The organism is Bradyrhizobium sp. CIAT3101 (assembly GCF_029714945.1).
Taxonomy (GTDB): Bacteria; Pseudomonadota; Alphaproteobacteria; order Rhizobiales; family Xanthobacteraceae; genus Bradyrhizobium.
This window is the reverse complement of the sequence record NZ_CP121634.1, coordinates 6,728,178-6,744,768: the sequence shown is the minus strand read 5'-3', so window position 1 is coordinate 6,744,768 and position 16,591 is coordinate 6,728,178. Positions and strand designations below refer to the sequence as shown.

Here is a 16,591-nt window from a genome sequence, read left to right as displayed (position 1 = left end):
GCGAAACCCATCATGTCTCGATGAGAACGATGGGTTTCGCTTCGCTCACCCCATCCTACGAACGCGGTGACGTATAAGTCAAAAAGATCATCACGCCCACGAGCAGCGCAGCCGCCATGAACAGCAGCACCGCCGGCAGCCCCGCGAATGCGGCGACGGCGCCGGTGATTGACTGCATCAGGGCGGTGCCGAGGAAGAAGGCGAGGTTCACCGCCGCAAGTGCCTTGCCGGCGACTTGCGCGTCCACCAGCTGCCGGCACATGCCGAACAGCAGCGGCTGCGCGGAGGTGGCAAGGCCGATCAGCACGAACAGCACGAGATCGTATTGCGGCGGCATGACCGGCACGCCGAACAGCCATGCAACCGCACAATGCGGCGCACCCAGCGCCATCAGCGCCACCAGCAGCGCGGCAACCGTGTGCGTGCCGGCGACGAGCTCGCGGCGGCGGCCGATCCGGCGGTCGATCATGCCGATGCACAGGGGGCCGGCGATCATCGCCAGCGTATAAGCGCCGAGCTGGTTGCCGGCCTCGACCCGCGACAGGCCCTTGATCTCCATCAGCCACGGCCCGCCCCACAAGCCCCGCAGCACCAGCGAGGTCGCCAGCGACACCATCGCCAGCGCGATCAACCCGCGCAGCGGCCGCGACAGGCCGAGCCTGAGCACCTCGATCATCTGCGACAGCGGCGAGGACTCGTCCTTGTGCTCGGCCGGCTGGTTCGGCACCAGCGCGAACACGGCGAGCGCCACCGCGACGCCGCCGGCTGCTGCGATCCAGAACCCGGCGCGCCAGCCATATTGATCGACCACGAAGGCGAGCGGGCTCGACGACAGCAGCATGCCGATATTGCCGATCGAGAGGATCGCACCCGACCACAGCCCGAACCGCGCCGCCGACAATTGCTTGGCCGCCAGCGTCATCGGGCACATCAGCATGCCCGAGGTGGCGATGCCCAGCATCAACTGCCCGAACGCAAAACTCTCAGGTCCGGTCGCGAAGCCCGATGCGATCGCGCCGACGATCGTGCCCGCGAGCAGGCTCAGCGACACCGGCCGCACGCCAAAGCGATCCATGGCGGCGCCGACCGGGATCTGCGCGGCCGCAAAAGCGAAATGATAGACCGAGGTGAGGCTCGCCAGCGCCTGCGGCTGCACGTGGAAATCAGCCGCCATCAGATCGAGGCTGAGCGCCGGGATGGTGCGCAGCAGGGTCGACAGCATGTGCCCGCAGGCGAGCGCCACCAGCGCAAAGATCAGCGCGCGGGTGCCATGACTCACATCATGTCCCGCTTCATCGTTGGCAACCGCACTCATCAGCGTCCCGTCCCGGCAAGGGCTTTTGGCCGGGTTACACGATTGGGGGGAGGGTGCCAATGGCGGGAAATCGCATGGCCCGCCAGCCGTGGTGGCACAGCGCCGCGGCTCGGTTTCACCTCATCCGAGCCGCCGCTTGCCTGCCCGCGCTTGGCGGTGTTAGCTTTCGCACAGCGCCGATTTGACCCTCAGCTTGCGGGCGCTTCTCCAAATGCAGCTAAAGCGAACCGCCAGTTCTGCATCGTTCCCGCAATAGCAGTGTCGTCGGCCGTCCCGAATTGGGAGGGCGAGATGAAGTTTGCCGCGATCGCGGATATCCACGGAAACTGCCCGGCGCTTGAAGCCGTGCTCGCTGATATCGCCGCGCTTGGCATCAGCGAGATCGTCAATCTCGGTGATCACGTCAGCGGCCCGCTCGAGGCGGCTCGGACGGCGGATCTGCTGATGGAGCGGGGCTTTCCCTCGGTGCAGGGCGACCAGGATCGTATCCTCGTCGATCTATGGCGGGCCGGAACATCGGCCAGGAGCGATTTCCGGCAGCTGGAGCGCAGGCATTTCGACTGGATGGCCGGCATGCCGCCAACGCTCGTCTATCGACAGGACGTGTTCCTCTGCCATGCAGCCCCGAAGGATGACGCCGCCTTCTGGCTCGATCGCGTCGCCGCCGACGGCAGCGTCCGCGCCAGCCCGATCGACATGATCGAGGCCGGCGCTGACGGCATCGACGCAGAACTCATTCTCTGCGGGCATACGCACATCCCGCGCGTGATCCGCCTGAGGGACGGACGAATGATCGTCAATCCCGGCAGCGTTGGATTGCCCGGTTATGATGGACGAGCGCCGGTTCCCTATGTGGTCGAGGTGGGTACGCCTCACGCCTGCTACGCCATTCTCGAACGCGCCCGCGCGGGCTGGTCCGCCACGATCCGGTACGTGCCCTACGACAGCACGGCCATGGCTGAACTCGCCCGCAGCAAAGGCATGCCGATCTGGGCCAGTGCGATTGCCAATGGTTGGGTCGAACGGTGAGAGTTCGCGCGTCGGTGCGCTGCGCCGCCGATCGACGACGAGCGCCATTCAATTCATGCACTCCCACTGGTGCAGGCACAAATTCGATTGCTCTAGTCTGTAGAAGTCCTCTGTCGCAATGAAGACGAGGATCCCGAGCAGAACGATCGCGGCGATGTTCGAGCGCATGTTCGCGCCATTCTCCGCGTTGCGGCGATCCCGTTCGAACTTCGAGAGGTCGAGCATGCGCAGGATGTTTTCGGACCGGACATCGTCAGCGGGAGTTCTCTCGTCTCCTGATCGCTTGCGAAACGGGATGACATTTCCTCCGAAGTCCTGCTGAACGTCCCTCATCTTGCGCCTCGAATGACAATTCGCGTTGCCATCAACGTGTCGATGATAAGGCCCGACTTGAAACGAGCGTTCGTTAAATTTCCTGATCGCTGGCGCAATTCGGCGTGATGCGGGCTGCGATCCTTAACGCCTGTCCATATCGTTTCTGTCTGTTTCTTCTGCTGTTCGTCTCTTCGCGTTGATCATTTGCAATTCCTCGCTGCATTCGGGCGATTGCTTTGTCGCGACGCGCGAACATGACGAATTGTACAGAAAGTCGCACGCGATCGTTATTTTGCGGGCGCGAACCTGTCCGCGATACTTCGGCACGAACGAGTGCGTTTCACGTGCAAGCAGTCGCTTCACCTGAAGACAGGCACAGACAACAATAGATGGCCACGGATATGACAAGGCGACCGAAGCTCAGCCTCACGCTGTTTGGAATGCTTGCAACAGCCGCAGTCGGCTACGGCGCATGGTATGAGCTCGTCGGGAGTGTGAAGCCTGTCGCAGCGGCCGCTCAAGGCGCTTCCAATCAGGCCGCCGTCAAAATTCCCGTCACCTCGTTCGAGGTGAAGAAGGCCGACTTTCCCGTGCACACCTACGGTCTTGGAGTCGTCTCGCCGTTCAAGACGGTGACGATCAAGAGCCGCGTCGATGGTCAGATCACGAAGGTGTTCTTCAAGCAGGGACAGATGGTGAAGGAGGGCGATCCGCTTCTGGAGATCGATCAGCGCCCGTTTACCGCGGCTCTGGAACAGGCGGTGGCGAAGAAGGCGCAGGACGAGGCCAATTTGCGCAACGATCAGCTCAACCTGCAGCGCTTTCAGACACTCGCGAAGCAGCAATTCGAAACCCAGCAGAATCTCGATACCCAGCAGGCACTGGTCGATCAGGTGACCGCGCAGCTGAAGGGCGACCTGGCCGCCATCGACAATGCGCAGACCAATCTCGGCTACACCTCGATCAAGGCGCCGATCAGCGGACGCATGGGTTTCCGGTTTGTCGACCCCGGCAACATCGTGCATGCCGCGGATACGAACGGGATCGTCACCATCGCGCAGCTGCAGCCGATTGCCGTGCAGTTCACCGAACCGGAAGATCAACTGCTCGCCATCGACAAGGCCTTCCAGACCGGCGACGTGCCGGTCGAGGCGCTGAGCTCGGACGGAACCAGGACGCTGTCGCAGGGCAGGCTCGCGATCATGGACAATTCGGTGAACCAGGCCACGGGCACCATCGGCCTGAAGGCCCGCTTCGACAACAAGGACAACGCGCTGTGGCCGGGATTGTCCGTCACCACGCGCATGCTGGTCGACACGCTCAAGCAGGTCATCGTCGTGCCGCAGGATGGTGTGCAACACGGGCCGGCCGGCCTGTTCGCTTATGTCATCGGTGACAATGGCAAGGTCAGCGCCAGGCCGATCAAGGTCAGCCAGAGCGGCGATGCAAGCGCCGTGGTCTCCGAAGGTCTCAATGTCGGAGACAGGATCGTGGTGGCCGGGCAGTCGCGCCTGTTCGATGGCGCGCTGGTCGACGAGAAGCCGCTGGTTGCGTCAGCAGCGCCGGCGCCGGACTCAGGCACCATGGCCAAACAGGCCAAAACCGGATCGGCTGACTGACATGGCTGGCGGTATCTCGGCTCCCTTCATTCGCCTCCCCATCGCGACGTCGCTGCTGATGGTCGGCATTCTCTTCGTCGGGATCATCGCCTATCCGCAATTGCCGGTGGCGCCGCTGCCCGAGGTCGATTTCCCCACCATCCAGGTCTCGGCCAGCCTTCCCGGCGCGGATCCCGAGACGATGGCGTCCTCGGTGGCGCAGCCGCTGGAATCGCAGTTCGCCCTGATTCCCGGCGTGTCGGAGATGACGTCGTCGAGCCAGACCAGCTCGACCCAGATCGTTCTCCAGTTCGATCTGGGCAGGAACATCGACGGTGCCGGGTCCGACGTGCTCGCCGCCATCAATGCCGCGAGCGGGCAATTGCCCAAAAACATGCCGAGCACGCCGACCTACCGAAAGGTCAATCCGGCGGACTCTCCCATTCTCCTGCTCGGGGCCACGTCGACGACGCTGCCGATGACGCAGGTGTCGGACGAGGCCTACACCAAGCTCGCGCAGGCGATCAGCCATATCGGCGGCGTCGGCCAGGTCAGTGTCGGCGGCCAGCAGGCGCCCTCGATCCGCGTTCAGATCGATCCCGCCAAGCTGGTGGCGAAAGGCTTGTCGCTGGAGGACGTGCGGACCCCGCTCTCGGTGATCACCGTCAACAATCCCAAGGGCACCCTCAACGGCGACACCCGCACCTACACCGTCTATGCCAATGACCAGTTCACCAACGCGGACGCGTGGAACGACATCGTCATTGCCTATCGCAACGGCAGCCCCGTCAAGGTCGGAGACATCGGCCATGCCGTCAGTGCGCCGCTGGACAATACCCAGTATGGCTGGGCCGACGGCAAGCCCGGCGTCTTCCTGGTCATCTTCAAGCAGCCCGGCGCCAACGTCATCGACACCGTCGACAACGTCATGAAGCAGCTGCCGCATCTGCAGGCGGGCATTTCGCCGGCGATCAAGATCTCGGTGCTGTCGGACCGCACGCAAACCATCCGTGCCGCCGTGAAGGACGTGCAGTTCACGCTGTTGCTGACGATCGGCCTCGTGGTGATGGTGATCTTCGTCTTCCTGCGCAGCGTCTGGGCCACCATCATTCCGTCGATCACGGTGCCGCTCGCGCTGCTCGGCGCCTGCGCGCTGATGTGGATGGCCGGCTACAGCCTCGACAATCTGTCGCTGATGGCCCTCACCATCGCGGTCGGATTCGTGGTCGACGATGCCATCGTGATGCTGGAGAACATCACCCGCTACATCGAGGAAGGCGAGACGCCGATGGCCGCCGCGGTGAAGGGCGCGGGCGAAATCGGCTTCACGATCATCTCGATCTCGGTTTCGCTGATCGCGGTGCTGATTCCGCTGTTGCTGATGAGCGGCATCATCGGCCGCCTGTTCCGGGAATTCTCGGTGACGCTGGCGATGACGATCGTCGTGTCGGCCTTCGTGTCGCTGACGTTGACGCCGATGATGGCATCGCGCTTCCTCAAGTCGCACGGCGAGGAGCATCACGGCCGGCTCTATATGCTGAGCGAACGGATGTTCCAGGCGCTTGTCGACGGCTACGAGCGCGGCCTCGATCTCGTGCTGCGCTTCCGCTTCGCGACCCTGATGGTGTTCTTCGCGACGATGGCGCTCACGGTCTATCTGTTCGTGATCATCCCGAAAGGCTTCTTCCCGCAGCAGGACACCGGCCTGATCACCGGCATCGTCGAAACCTCGCAGGATGTGTCGATCGCGGACATGGCGAAGCACATGCAGGAGATGGGCGAGATCGTGCTGAAGGATCCGGCGATCGACCACATGGCGATGCGGATGGGCGGCAGCGGCAGTACGCTCAACGACGGCAATATGTACATCACCTTGAAGCCGCGCGATGAGCGCACGGCCTCGGCGGACCAGGTCATCCGCCGCTTGCAGGTGCAGACATCGAAGGTTCAGGGCGCGCGCCTCTACCTCCAGTCGGCGCAGGATGTCCGCGTCGGCGGCCGCGCCGCGCGAACGCAATATCAGTTCACCTTGCAGTCGACCGACATGGACCAGCTCAACACATGGGCGCCAAAGCTGCTCGGCAAGATGAAGGAGATGCCCGAGCTGCGCGACGTCGCGTCCGACCAGCAGATGTCAGGGACCACGCTGACGCTGTCGATCGACCGCAACCAGGCGGCGCGCTTCGGGATCACCCCCGACGTCATCGACGCGACGCTGTACGACGCCTTCGGGCAGCGGGAGATCGCGACCTACTCGACCCAGTTGTCCACCTATTATGTCGTGCTCGAGGTGTTGCCTTCGCTGCAGAAGAATCCGTCGACGCTGGAGCAGATCTATCTGCATTCCCCGACGACGGGGGGCGAGGTGCCGTTGTCGGCCTTCACCAAGTGGACCACGGCGCCGGTGCGGCCGCTGGCGATCAATCATCAGGGCCAGTTTCCGGCGGTGACGATCTCGTTCAATCTCGCGCCCAACGTCGCGCTCGGCCAGGCGACGCAGGCGATCGATGCGATGGAACGGCAGATGGACGTGCCGGCCACCATCACCTCCACGTTCCAGGGCACGGCGAAGGCATTCCAGGAGTCGCTCTCCTCCGTGCCCTTGCTGATCGTGGCGGCGCTGATCGTGGTCTATCTCATTCTCGGCGTGCTCTACGAGAGCTACATTCACCCGCTGACGATCCTGTCGACCTTGCCGTCCGCCGGCGTCGGCGCGCTCGCGACATTGCTGCTGTTCCATTTCGACTTCAGCCTGATCGGGTTGATCGGGCTGGTGCTGCTGATCGGCATCGTCAAGAAAAACGGCATCATGCTGGTCGATTTTGCGATCGTGGCGGAACGCGATCAGGGAATGTCGCCGCTAGAGGCGATCCGCCGCGCCTGCCTGCTGCGCTTCCGTCCCATCCTGATGACCACGATGGCCGCCGTGCTGGGCGGCGTGCCGCTGATGCTCGGCCACGGGACCGGCTCGGAGCTGCGCCAGCCGCTCGGCTATGCCATGGTCGGCGGCCTCCTGGTCAGCCAGGTGCTGACGCTCTTCACCACGCCGGTGGTTTATCTCTATCTCGACCGTGTGTCCCAATGGCTCAGCCCGAAACCGCACGCGGAACGGGATCGTCAGGACGCGGACGTCGCCGACGACGGCGATCTGGACATCGTCGACGAGATGGAACGGAAGAAATCCAGGGTCCTTGCGGCAGAGTGATTGTTCGGCAGCGGGAGCGATGTTGCGGGACGTGAGGCGATCAGTTCGTACCGCGCATCGGGCGTATCAGGCCGCCGCCTTGGAATGTTTGCGGCCGACCAGCACATGCGCGCCGTCGGCCTCGATCCATTCGTCGTGCAGTTCGCCCTCGGCGACGGAAAAAATTTGCCCTGTGCGGTAGACGACGGGCTCGTCCGTTTGCCTCACGACGAAGGTGCCGGAGATGACCAGTCCGCGGATTTCGAAATGATGCCGGTGCCGTCCCTTGCCGGGGCGAGGATCGAGCTTCTGATACTCGATCTCCTGAAAGCCATCATCCTTGAGCTGCTGTTCGAAATCGCGTTCGTTCATGCACCCCTCCCGTCGCGCGGCGGCGCCGATCGCCTGCCGCCTGACAGGTTTGAGGATAACGCCTTCGCCGGATGCCAGTAAACCTCGGCTATCGTGCCGCTTCCGCCAGCAGTGCCGTCGGATAAACCGGCTTGGTGAAGAATTTTGCGCCGGGCGGCAGAGGGCGGGGCAGCGGACGGCCCGAGATCACGATGATCCGCATATCGGCATTGTGCTGCTGGGCGAAGTGAGCCAGATCGACGCCGTCCATCTTCCCGACCAGATTGATGTCGGTGACCATCAGGGTCGGGTGCTTTGCCTTGAGCGCCAGGGCCGCGGTCTCGGCATCTTCGCACTGCAGGACTTCGAAGTTCCGCTCTTCGAGCAGAAGCGCGAGCATCTCGCGTTGAATGTCGTCATCCTCGACGACGATGGCGGTCGGGCGAAGCGGCTTTGATTGGCCCATGATTGCACCTCACTTCCTATCATTTGTTAAGTGCGAAGGGGGTGAATCTGTTCCCGGTAGGGTGTGTTGGGTTCCACCCTCGCGGGAGTTGCCGATTGTTTCTGACGCCGCGGGCAATGTGCGCAGCAGGCTCTCCGCTTCGCTGAGCATGGTGCGGACGAACTTCCGCTCGTCGATCGCTTCGCTTGTGAAAAAGCCGTGCTTGACGGCGTTGCCGTTTCCAAGCGGCGCGCCGGATCCCCATGCGCCGCCGTGCATGCGGCAGCGCGCCTTGCCGCGCAGTGCCGGCGCGCGGCAGGTTTCACTGTTTCGTGTTTGCGCGCCGCAACGCTGGCTCGCCCGCATCGGGCCGGTGTTGCGGGGGTGGCTCATGCGGGGACGGTCGCGTCCACGAGGCCCGGCTGGGCCGTGATCAGGTTCGCGTGCTGCGTGAAATGGCCGACGACGGCCTTGCCGCCGTCCTGCACCGACAGGTTCTGCACCGTGATCGCGCACGTGCCGTTGCTGCGATGGCGGCTCAAGGCCTCCATCTGGGCCGCGTAGGTGCGGGCCAGCCGGGTCAGTGCGCGGGTGAGGCTCTCCTGCTGCGGCACGTCGTCGGTGCAGGCGAGGCGGCAGGCGCAGCGCATCGAGGCGACGTGAATGCCGACCATCTGCGCCGACAGCATGGCTTCGAGCGAATCCTTCGGCGCGATGCTCTTGAGCATCGAGACCATGAAGGAGAGATTGCCCTGGTCCGGCTTCCGCGCAACCACGCTGGCTTTCACCAACTGGCTCAACAGGCCATGCAGCGCGTCGCGGTCGACGGCGCCGATCGCCTCGGCCAGCAGCCTTTCGCCGGTGTGCGGATCGGGATGGTCGATCACGATGCGCCTGCGCCGGAGCTTGACCTTCGGGCTTGCGATGATCGGGGTGAGTTCGTTCGCCGCGATGGGCGTCTCGGTCAGTGTCGGCAATGTCGTCATGCGCTGTCCTTTGCCGGCGCAGGCACGCGGGCTCGCGGCAAGCGAAGCCGATCGCGCGCTGGGCGGCGGTTGAAGTTTTTCAGATGTCGATGAAGCGTGTTCGCGCGGGCCAAGTCGCGCGCGCCTGTGAGCGGGCGGGCCTGGACACGGGCTGATATCGCGATGATGCCACCGTGCGCCTGTTTTGCCCGACGTGTCAAACGGAATATTCGGGATATGCGAAGTCAGCTCTCTGAAGCCGGCTACTGTGCATGGGGTTGTTTTCGCAGTTTTGTCTGGATTAGCGGCGCCCGCCTGCCGTGCGACGGAATGCCTGACGGAAACCCGATTGCGAAATCCGATGTGGCCGCTATTCATGACCGGCGAACGCGCCGCACCGACAACAAGCAGAGGCGCCGTGGTCCGGGGAGAGAACCAATGCAACGAACGGCCCGCCTGCTGGCGCTCATTGCCGGACTTTGCGCGTCGGCGCTGTCGACAGAGGCCATCGCGCAAAAATATCCGGTGCGGCCGGTGAAGGTCATGGTCGGCTTCAGCGCCGGCGGTCCGGTCGACGTGGTCGCGCGCATCATCGGCGACCGGCTCGGCGCCAAGCTCGGGCAGCCCTTCGTGGTCGAGAACCGCGCCGGTGCCAACGGCATGATCGCAGCCGAAGGCGTCGCGCATGCGGAGCCCGACGGCTACACCGTGCTCGCCTGCAACTCGTCCACGATCACGCTGAACAAGACGCTGTTCAAGGATATCCGCTACGATCCGGTCAGCGACTTCGCGCCGCTGACCACCGTCGTCTCCGCGCCGCTGGTACTCGTGGTCAATCCGGAGAATCCCAGGACCGCCGACATCAAGACCGTCGCCGATCTCGTTGCGGCTGCGAAGGCGGCGCCCGGCGCGCTCGCCTACGGCTCGGGCGGCAACGGCAACCTCGCTCATCTCGCCATGGAGCTGCTCGGCCAGCGCGCCGGCATCAAGATGATCCACGTGCCCTATCGCGGCGGGGCCGCGTCCGAGGTCGGCATTCTCGCGCAGGAGGTGCTCGCGGTGTTCGATCCGCTCTCCGCTGTGCCGCTGGTGAAGGCCGGCAAGCTGCGCGCGCTGGCGGTGTCCTCGGCCGAGCGGCTGCCGTCGCTGCCGGACGTGCCGACGGTTGCGGAGGCCGGCTATCCCGGCTTCGACCTGTCGTTCTGGGTCGGCTTCTTCATGCCGAAGGCGACGCCGGCGCCGATCCTCGAGACGCTGCACCGGGAGATCGTCGCAGCCGCCAAGGATCCGACCGTCGAGGAGCGGCTCGGCTCGCAAGGCGTGGTGAGCGTGCTCAGCCCCGCCGATTACGCCGCCAAGATCGCGAAGGAGACCAAGGAGCTCGCCGAGGTGGTCGCGGCCGCGAACATCAAGGCGGAGTAGGAGCTACAGCCACAGGATCTGCTTGCGATAGCCGAGATCGTTCAGCAGCGGCGCCGCCGGTCCCTGGTGGAACACGGCGCCGCGCTCGAGTGCGAAGACGCGATCGGCCAGCGCCAGCACGAGATCGAGATTGTGCTCGACGATCACGATCGACATGTGGCGGCGGAGCGCATCGAACACCTTGAACAGCTCCAGCGTCACCGCCGGCGCGAGGCCCTCGAACGGCTCGTCCAGCAGCAGCAGGCGGACATTGCCGGACATCGCGCGCGCCACCGCGACCATCTGCTGCTCGCCGCCGGAGAGATAGTCGGCCGCGATGTTCATGCGCTCCTTCAGCCGTGGGAAGTATCGCAGGATCTGCTCCTCGTCCCAGACCACGCCGTCGCTGCCGTCGGTCTTGCGGGCGAGACGCCCGAGCGCGAGGTTTTCGCGCACGGTCATGCCGGCGAACAGGCCGCGGCCCTGCGGGACATAGCCGATGCCGCGGCGGGCGATGTCGGGCGCGGGCAGGCTTGCGATATCATCGCCGCGATAGGCGATGCTGCCGGACGCCGCCGGCACGAGACCCGCGATGGTTTTCAGCAGCGTCGACTTGCCGGCGCCGTTGCGGCCGAGCAGCGCGACGATCTCGCCCTCGCGCACGTCGAGCGCGGCGTCGTTGAGGATGTGGCTCTTGCCGTAGAACGTGTTGACGCGATCGAGCCGCAGCACGGTCTCGTGCGCGCCGAATGCCTCCTCGTTGCGTCGATGCTCGACGGCGGGAATGCCCTTGCCGGTATAGATCTCCTGCACCCGCAAATCGGCCCGCACGGCGGCGGGGCAGTCGGACATCAGCACCTCGCCCTGATTCATCACCGTGACGGTTTGCGAGAAGCCGAGCACGCGGTCGATGTCGTGCTCGACGATCAGAACGGGGATGTTGGCCGCGATGTTCTTGACGAGGTTCGACACGCGCTCGCGTTCGGCCGCGGCAAGGCCGGCGAGCGGCTCGTCGAGCAGCAGCACCTGCGGTTTTGATCCGAGCGCAATGCCGAGATCGACCAGCCGCTGCCCGCCATAGGAGAGCTCGCCGCCCTCGATCTCCTCGATGCCTTCGAGGCCGAGGAATTTCGTCAGTGCGGCCGTCTCGGCGTGGATCTCCTTGTAGAAGTCGATGTCGTTCCAGATGTTGAAGCGCATCGGCCGCCGCGCCTGCAGCGACAGGCGCAGATTTTCGTAGATCGACAGTCCGCGAAACAGGTTCGTGATCTGGAACGAGCGCGCCAGCCCCTGATGGCAGATCGCATTCGCCGGCACGCCCGCGATGTCGCGGCCCTGCAGGCGGATCGTGCCTTGGTCCGGCGCGTAGAGCCCGGAGACCAGATTGAACAGCGTGGTTTTGCCGGCGCCGTTCGGCCCGATCAGCGCATGGATCTCGCCGGCGGCGACCGTGATGCTGGCGTTCTCGACCGCGCGGATGCCGCCGAATTTTCGGGACACGTGGCTGACTTCCAGCACCGTGCCCTTCAACGCTTCCGGCCGCAGGAAGTCCGGCAGCGGCAGGCCCTCATAGATCTTGCGCCGGCTCATCGCCGCCGTCTCTTCCGCGGGCGGACGAAGGCGGCGCATGATGAGCGAGCCGATGCCGACGAGGCCGCCGGGCGAATACATCACGAAGGCCACGAAAGTGAGGCCGAACCAGAACAGCCAGTCCGACGTCCAGATCGAGAACAGCTCGCGGAACAGGATGAAGAACACCGCGCCGAGCGCGGGGCCGAGCAGGCTGCGCATGCCGCCGATCACGACCATGGCCAGCAGCTCGCCGGCGAACGGTACGGAGACGGCTTCGGCGGAGACGAGATAGTTCAGGAATGCGATCAGCGCGCCGGCAACGCCGGTGACGACGGCCGAGATCACGAACACCGCGAGCTTGTAGCGTTCGACCGGATAGCCCTGAAAGCTCGCGCGCAGCTGGTTCTCGCGGATCGCGACCAGCACATGCCCGAATGGCGAACGCAGCAGGCGCATCAGCACATAGAGCACGGCAAGTCCGATCGCCGCGACCACGATGTAATAGTTGAGCGCATTGTCGAAGCCCACGGGGCCGATGCCCCCGCGCTTCAGTCCGCCGAGCCCGTCCTCGCCGCCGGTGAGGCTCGTCCAGCGGAACGCGGTGGTGTAGACCAGGGCCGCCAGCGCCAGCGTCAGCAGCGAAAAGTAGACGCCGCGCCGGCGCAGGATCAGCATGCCGATCAATGTCGAAGCGATCGCGACAACGACCATCGATCCCAGCAGTGACAACCAGATCTCGCCGGGAAACAAGCGCAGCTGGATCAGCCCGGCGGCATAGGCGCCGATGCCAAACCAGGTGCTGTGGCCGAACGAGACGAGACCGGTCGTGCCGATGCAGAGGTTGAGCCCCATCGCGGCGATCGCCAGCCCGACCATCCAGGTGCCGGTGTTGAGCGAGAGGCCGAGGGCGCGCAGGAGCAACGGCAGCGCGATCACCGCGACTGTCGCGATCAGCAGCGGCCTCAGCCGATCGATGGTCGAGGTATCCCTCATTCGAACTTCTCGATGCGTTCGCCGAGCAGGCCGCGCGGGCGTACCAGCAGCACCAGGAACATCAGGATGTAGATCGAGGCCTCGCCGGCCGCAGGCTCGAAATGAATGGCGATGCCGCGCACGACGCCGACGAGGAGGGCCGCGATGACCACGCCCCAGAAGCTGCCGAGCCCGCCGATCACGACCACCACGAAAGCGATGGTCATGATCTCGGCGCCCATGGCGGGATGCACGGTCGTGATCGGCGCAAAGAACGCGCCGCCGAGCGCGGCGAGGCCGACGCCGAGCATCACGATCGCGGTCATGTAGGGCTGCAGGCGAATGCCGAGCGCCGCGACCATGTCCGGCCGCTGGATGCCGGCGCGAACCACGCGTCCGAACGAGGTTTTTTGCAGGAGCCACCAGACGCCGAACAGGATCGCCGCGACGACGGCGAGGATCAGCAGGCGGTAGCGCGAGAACAGGAAGTCGCCGACGATGACCGAGCCGCGAAAGCTCTGCGGGATCTCGGTCGATACGGGCGCGGCGCCCCAGATGATGCGGATCGCCTGCTCTGCGACCATCGCCAGTCCAAAGGTCACGAGCAGGCTGAGGATCGGATCGGCCGTGTAGAAGCGGCGCAGGATGAATCGCTCGAACAGGATACCGAGGAGCGCAACCGCGAGCGGGGAGATCACCACCGACGGGCCGAAGCCGATGCGGCGGGTCAGCTCGACGCAGATGTAAGCGCCGAGCGCATAGAACGCGCCATGGGCGAGATTGACGATGCCGCCGACGGAGAAGATCAGCGACAGCCCGAGCGCGATGAGCAGGTAATAGCCTCCGAGCACGAGGCCATTCACCACCTGTTCCAGCAAGAACTCGAACTGCATGTTGCGTGCGCCTTGCCGGGTGCGGGCGTCAGGCCTTCATCTCGCAGGGGTTCTGCTCTTTGGTCGGATAGATCGTCTCCAGCGGGTCGTTCGCTGCCGGCACCGCATCGCCCAGCACCAGCATGTCCCACTGGTCCTTCATCTGGTCCTTCGGCTTGACCGTGAACGGATAGGCTTCCTGCACCAGCTGGTGATCCCAGGAGCGGAAGTAAGCCTTGCGCGCCTTGCCGATGTCGAACTGCGCCTGCTTCTCGAAATAGGCGATGAGCTCGCCGCTGTCGGTCGACTTGGTGGTGTTGATCGCTTCCGCCAGGAGCTTCAGCGTGACGTAGTCGATCCAGGCATGGTTCTCCGGCGGCTTGCCGTATTTCTTGGTGAAGGCGGTGACGAAGGCCTGCGACGTCGGATTTTGCAGCGTGTGATACCAGACCGTCGGCCAGGTGCCGCTGAGATTGCCCGCGCCCGCGGCCCAGGCATCACCGGTGTTGAGGTTGAAGCCGACCAGCGGGTAGGGGAAGCCGAACTCGGCATATTGCTTGACGAGGTTGGTCACCTGGTTGCCGGCGAGGTTGCAGCAGACCACGTCGGGTTTTGCCTGCCGTACCTTCAGCAGATACGGGCTGAAATCGGTGACATCGGTTGCGATCAGCTCGTCGCCGATCAGGTTGGCATCATGTGCGCCGAAGAAAACTTTCGCGGCCTTCAGCAGGTCATGGCCAAAAATGTAGTCGGCCGTCAGCGTGAAGAATTTCTTGCCCTTCACCATGCCCTGCTGCGACAGCGCGGTGCCGACCGCGTTGACCATCACGGTGTTCGGAATGTCGCAGTGGAACGAGTATTTGTTGCAGCTCTTGCCGCGCAGTGCGTCCGAGCGGGCGCCGGTCGAGAAGAACACCTTTTTGTTGCGCTCGGCCACCTGCATGATGGTGAGCGAGGACGCCGACGAGATTTCGCCGAGCAGCACCACCGCGCCGTCCTGTTCCAGCATGCGCTGCGCCTTGGTGGCGGCGGTCGCCGGGTTGATCGAGTCTTCCGAGAGCAGGTCGACCTGCTTGCCCAGAATGCCGCCTGAGGCGTTGATCTCCTCCGCCGCGAGCTTCGCACCCAGCTGCGCGTAGCTGCCGATCACGCCGAGAAAGCCGGTGAGCGGCGTCAGGTGCCCGATCCGGATCTTTTCGGCCTGAGCCCTGACGATCGCGGGAAACCCGAGCGCGGCCGCGCCAGCGAAGGCTGCGCCCGCCCGTAACAACGTCCGTCGTGGGTAGCGGATCATCTCTGTCTCCTCCCGGGTGCATCGCGTGCCTCCCTTCAAAACCGGATATCCGGTATTGTGAGAGAGCTTTTTCTAATGCTGGAGGATAATCCCGAACGCCATTGCCGGTGTCAACCGGCAAAATCGCCGCTCGGGTTGCGGCTCAGGCTTTCTGCGTGAGCGCCTTGTGTGCCCGGTCCTTGGCGCCGAATTCGACCGACAGGCGATCGGCGGCGGCCTGCACGATTTGCGCGCCGGCATGCAGGGCCTGGTTGGACAGGCGCCAGATCGGCCCGGAAATGCCGAGCGCGCCGATCACCTGACCGGTGAAATCGGTGACGGGGACGGCGACGCAGCGCACTTCCGGATTGAACTCGCCATCGTCGAAGGCAACGCCGGTGCGCTGCACTTCGGCGATCTCGCGCATCAGCGCGCCGGCATCGCTGATGGATTTCGGCGTCGACGGTTTCAGTTCGACGCGATCGATGAAGCGCTTGAGCTGCTCGGGGCGGAGCGAGGCCAGAATGATCTTGCCGAGCGCGGTGCAATGGGCGGGCCGCACCACGCCGACGCGATCGGTGAGCTGGAACGCGCCCGGGCCGCTGGTGCGGGCGATCACAACCACCGCGTCGCCCATTCGCACAGCAAAATGCCCACTTTCGCCCGTCTGGCGTGACAGTTCCTCCAGCACGGGCGTTGCGACGTTGACCATCTCGATCTCGTCGAGCGCTGATGCGGCGAGTGCAAACAAGGGACGGCCGATGCGGTAGCGTTTGCTGTCCTTCTCCTGGCGGAGGTAGCCGAGCGAGACCAGCGTCTTGGCCAGATGAAACGTCGTCGAGTTGTGCAGGCCGACCAGCTTGCTGAGCTCTGCAAGCCCGATACCCTCGCGATGGCGCGCCACCTCTTCGAGGATCGAGAAGGCGCGACCGAGCGATTGAACGCCGCCGCCGCGCTGCTTGTCCTCGGCCTCGTCGTCGCCATCCGCCTTGGGTGCAGGGACCAGTTTGGCAATCGCGGCCTTGCGCGGGCTTGCAGGCTTCTCGCCGGTGGTCGGCTTGGTACGCGATCTCAAGGACTGGGCTCCCTCAGGTGAATCGATATGGCTCCGCATCTGCGACAGTAGCACGCAACCAGCGCAGCCGTCGGCGCGGAGCTTCGCGTTTCCTCAGCGAGAAAGCCTATCACAATATAAATTGACGTACAGCATTATGAGAAATAGGCTTCCGGCGGCCCCATGATGACCGGCCGCGTTCTCCGCATCGGTACACAAGAAGTCGACGGGCCGAGAGGGAGACC

Annotated in this window: 14 protein-coding genes; 4 read left to right on the top strand and 10 right to left on the bottom strand. The window is 64.5% G+C overall.

From position 1 onward, the window contains the following. Positions 1-55: 55 nt before the first annotated feature. Positions 56-1,315, bottom strand: coding sequence for an MFS transporter (locus QA645_RS31675; RefSeq protein ID WP_283045207.1), 1,260 nt, complete (start codon positions 1,313-1,315; stop codon positions 56-58). A 291-nt stretch (positions 1,316-1,606) separates the two neighbouring features. Here QA645_RS31675 and QA645_RS31670 point away from each other — a divergent pair, with 291 nt between their 5' ends. After that, positions 1,607-2,344 (top strand): metallophosphoesterase family protein, encoded by a 738-nt coding sequence (locus tag QA645_RS31670; RefSeq protein ID WP_283045206.1) that lies wholly within the window; start codon positions 1,607-1,609, stop codon positions 2,342-2,344. A 48-nt stretch (positions 2,345-2,392) separates the two neighbouring features. Here QA645_RS31670 and QA645_RS31665 read toward each other — a convergent pair whose 3' ends face one another. Continuing rightward, the gene (locus QA645_RS31665; protein WP_283045205.1) at positions 2,393-2,677 is read right to left on the bottom strand and encodes a hypothetical protein; all 285 of its coding nucleotides are present in this window, start codon (positions 2,675-2,677) and stop codon (positions 2,393-2,395) included. Between the two features lie 383 nt (positions 2,678-3,060). Between QA645_RS31665 and QA645_RS31660 the strand changes: the two genes are divergently transcribed. Together QA645_RS31660 and QA645_RS31655 are read left to right on the top strand one after the other, a co-directional pair. After that, positions 3,061-4,278: an efflux RND transporter periplasmic adaptor subunit gene (locus tag QA645_RS31660; RefSeq protein WP_283045204.1), complete on the top strand. Its 1,218-nt coding sequence runs from the start codon at positions 3,061-3,063 to the stop codon at positions 4,276-4,278. A 1-nt stretch (position 4,279) separates the two neighbouring features. Next, positions 4,280-7,462: an efflux RND transporter permease subunit gene (locus QA645_RS31655; RefSeq protein ID WP_283045203.1), complete on the top strand. Its 3,183-nt coding sequence runs from the start codon at positions 4,280-4,282 to the stop codon at positions 7,460-7,462. 66 nt (positions 7,463-7,528) lie between these two features. Here QA645_RS31655 and QA645_RS31650 read toward each other — a convergent pair whose 3' ends face one another. From QA645_RS31650 to QA645_RS31635, 4 genes are all read right to left on the bottom strand, one after another. After that, complete coding sequence (locus tag QA645_RS31650) at positions 7,529-7,813, bottom strand: hypothetical protein (RefSeq protein WP_283045202.1); 285 nt, start codon at positions 7,811-7,813, stop codon at positions 7,529-7,531. Positions 7,814-7,901: 88 nt separating this feature from the next. Then, entirely contained in the window at positions 7,902-8,258 is a 357-nt protein-coding gene (locus QA645_RS31645) for a response regulator (protein WP_283045201.1), read from the bottom strand. Positions 8,259-8,267: 9 nt separating this feature from the next. Next, a complete protein-coding gene (locus QA645_RS31640; protein ID WP_283045200.1) occupies positions 8,268-8,630 on the bottom strand; it encodes an HGGxSTG domain-containing protein in 363 nt (120 codons plus the stop codon). Beyond that, entirely contained in the window at positions 8,627-9,223 is a 597-nt protein-coding gene (locus QA645_RS31635) for a hypothetical protein (RefSeq protein WP_283045199.1), read from the bottom strand. Before QA645_RS31635 ends, QA645_RS31640 begins: the two co-directional genes overlap by 4 nt. A gap of 417 nt (positions 9,224-9,640) precedes the next feature. Between QA645_RS31635 and QA645_RS31630 the strand changes: the two genes are divergently transcribed. Continuing rightward, positions 9,641-10,624 carry a tripartite tricarboxylate transporter substrate binding protein gene (locus QA645_RS31630; protein WP_283045198.1) on the top strand — a complete coding sequence of 328 codons (984 nt, stop codon included), beginning with the start codon at positions 9,641-9,643 and terminating at the stop codon, positions 10,622-10,624. Positions 10,625-10,627: 3 nt separating this feature from the next. Here the strand turns inward: QA645_RS31630 and QA645_RS31625 are convergent, their stop codons facing one another. From QA645_RS31625 to QA645_RS31610, 4 genes are all read right to left on the bottom strand, one after another. After that, a complete protein-coding gene (locus QA645_RS31625) occupies positions 10,628-13,168 on the bottom strand; it encodes a branched-chain amino acid ABC transporter ATP-binding protein/permease (RefSeq protein WP_283045197.1) in 2,541 nt (846 codons plus the stop codon). Further along, positions 13,165-14,040: a branched-chain amino acid ABC transporter permease gene (locus tag QA645_RS31620; protein ID WP_283045196.1), complete on the bottom strand. Its 876-nt coding sequence runs from the start codon at positions 14,038-14,040 to the stop codon at positions 13,165-13,167. Before QA645_RS31620 ends, QA645_RS31625 begins: the two co-directional genes overlap by 4 nt. Positions 14,041-14,068: 28 nt before the next feature. Further along, the gene (locus QA645_RS31615) at positions 14,069-15,313 is read right to left on the bottom strand and encodes an ABC transporter substrate-binding protein (RefSeq protein ID WP_254129811.1); all 1,245 of its coding nucleotides are present in this window, start codon (positions 15,311-15,313) and stop codon (positions 14,069-14,071) included. A 142-nt stretch (positions 15,314-15,455) separates the two neighbouring features. Next, a complete protein-coding gene (locus tag QA645_RS31610; protein WP_254129812.1) occupies positions 15,456-16,367 on the bottom strand; it encodes an IclR family transcriptional regulator in 912 nt (303 codons plus the stop codon). Positions 16,368-16,591 lie beyond the last annotated feature (224 nt).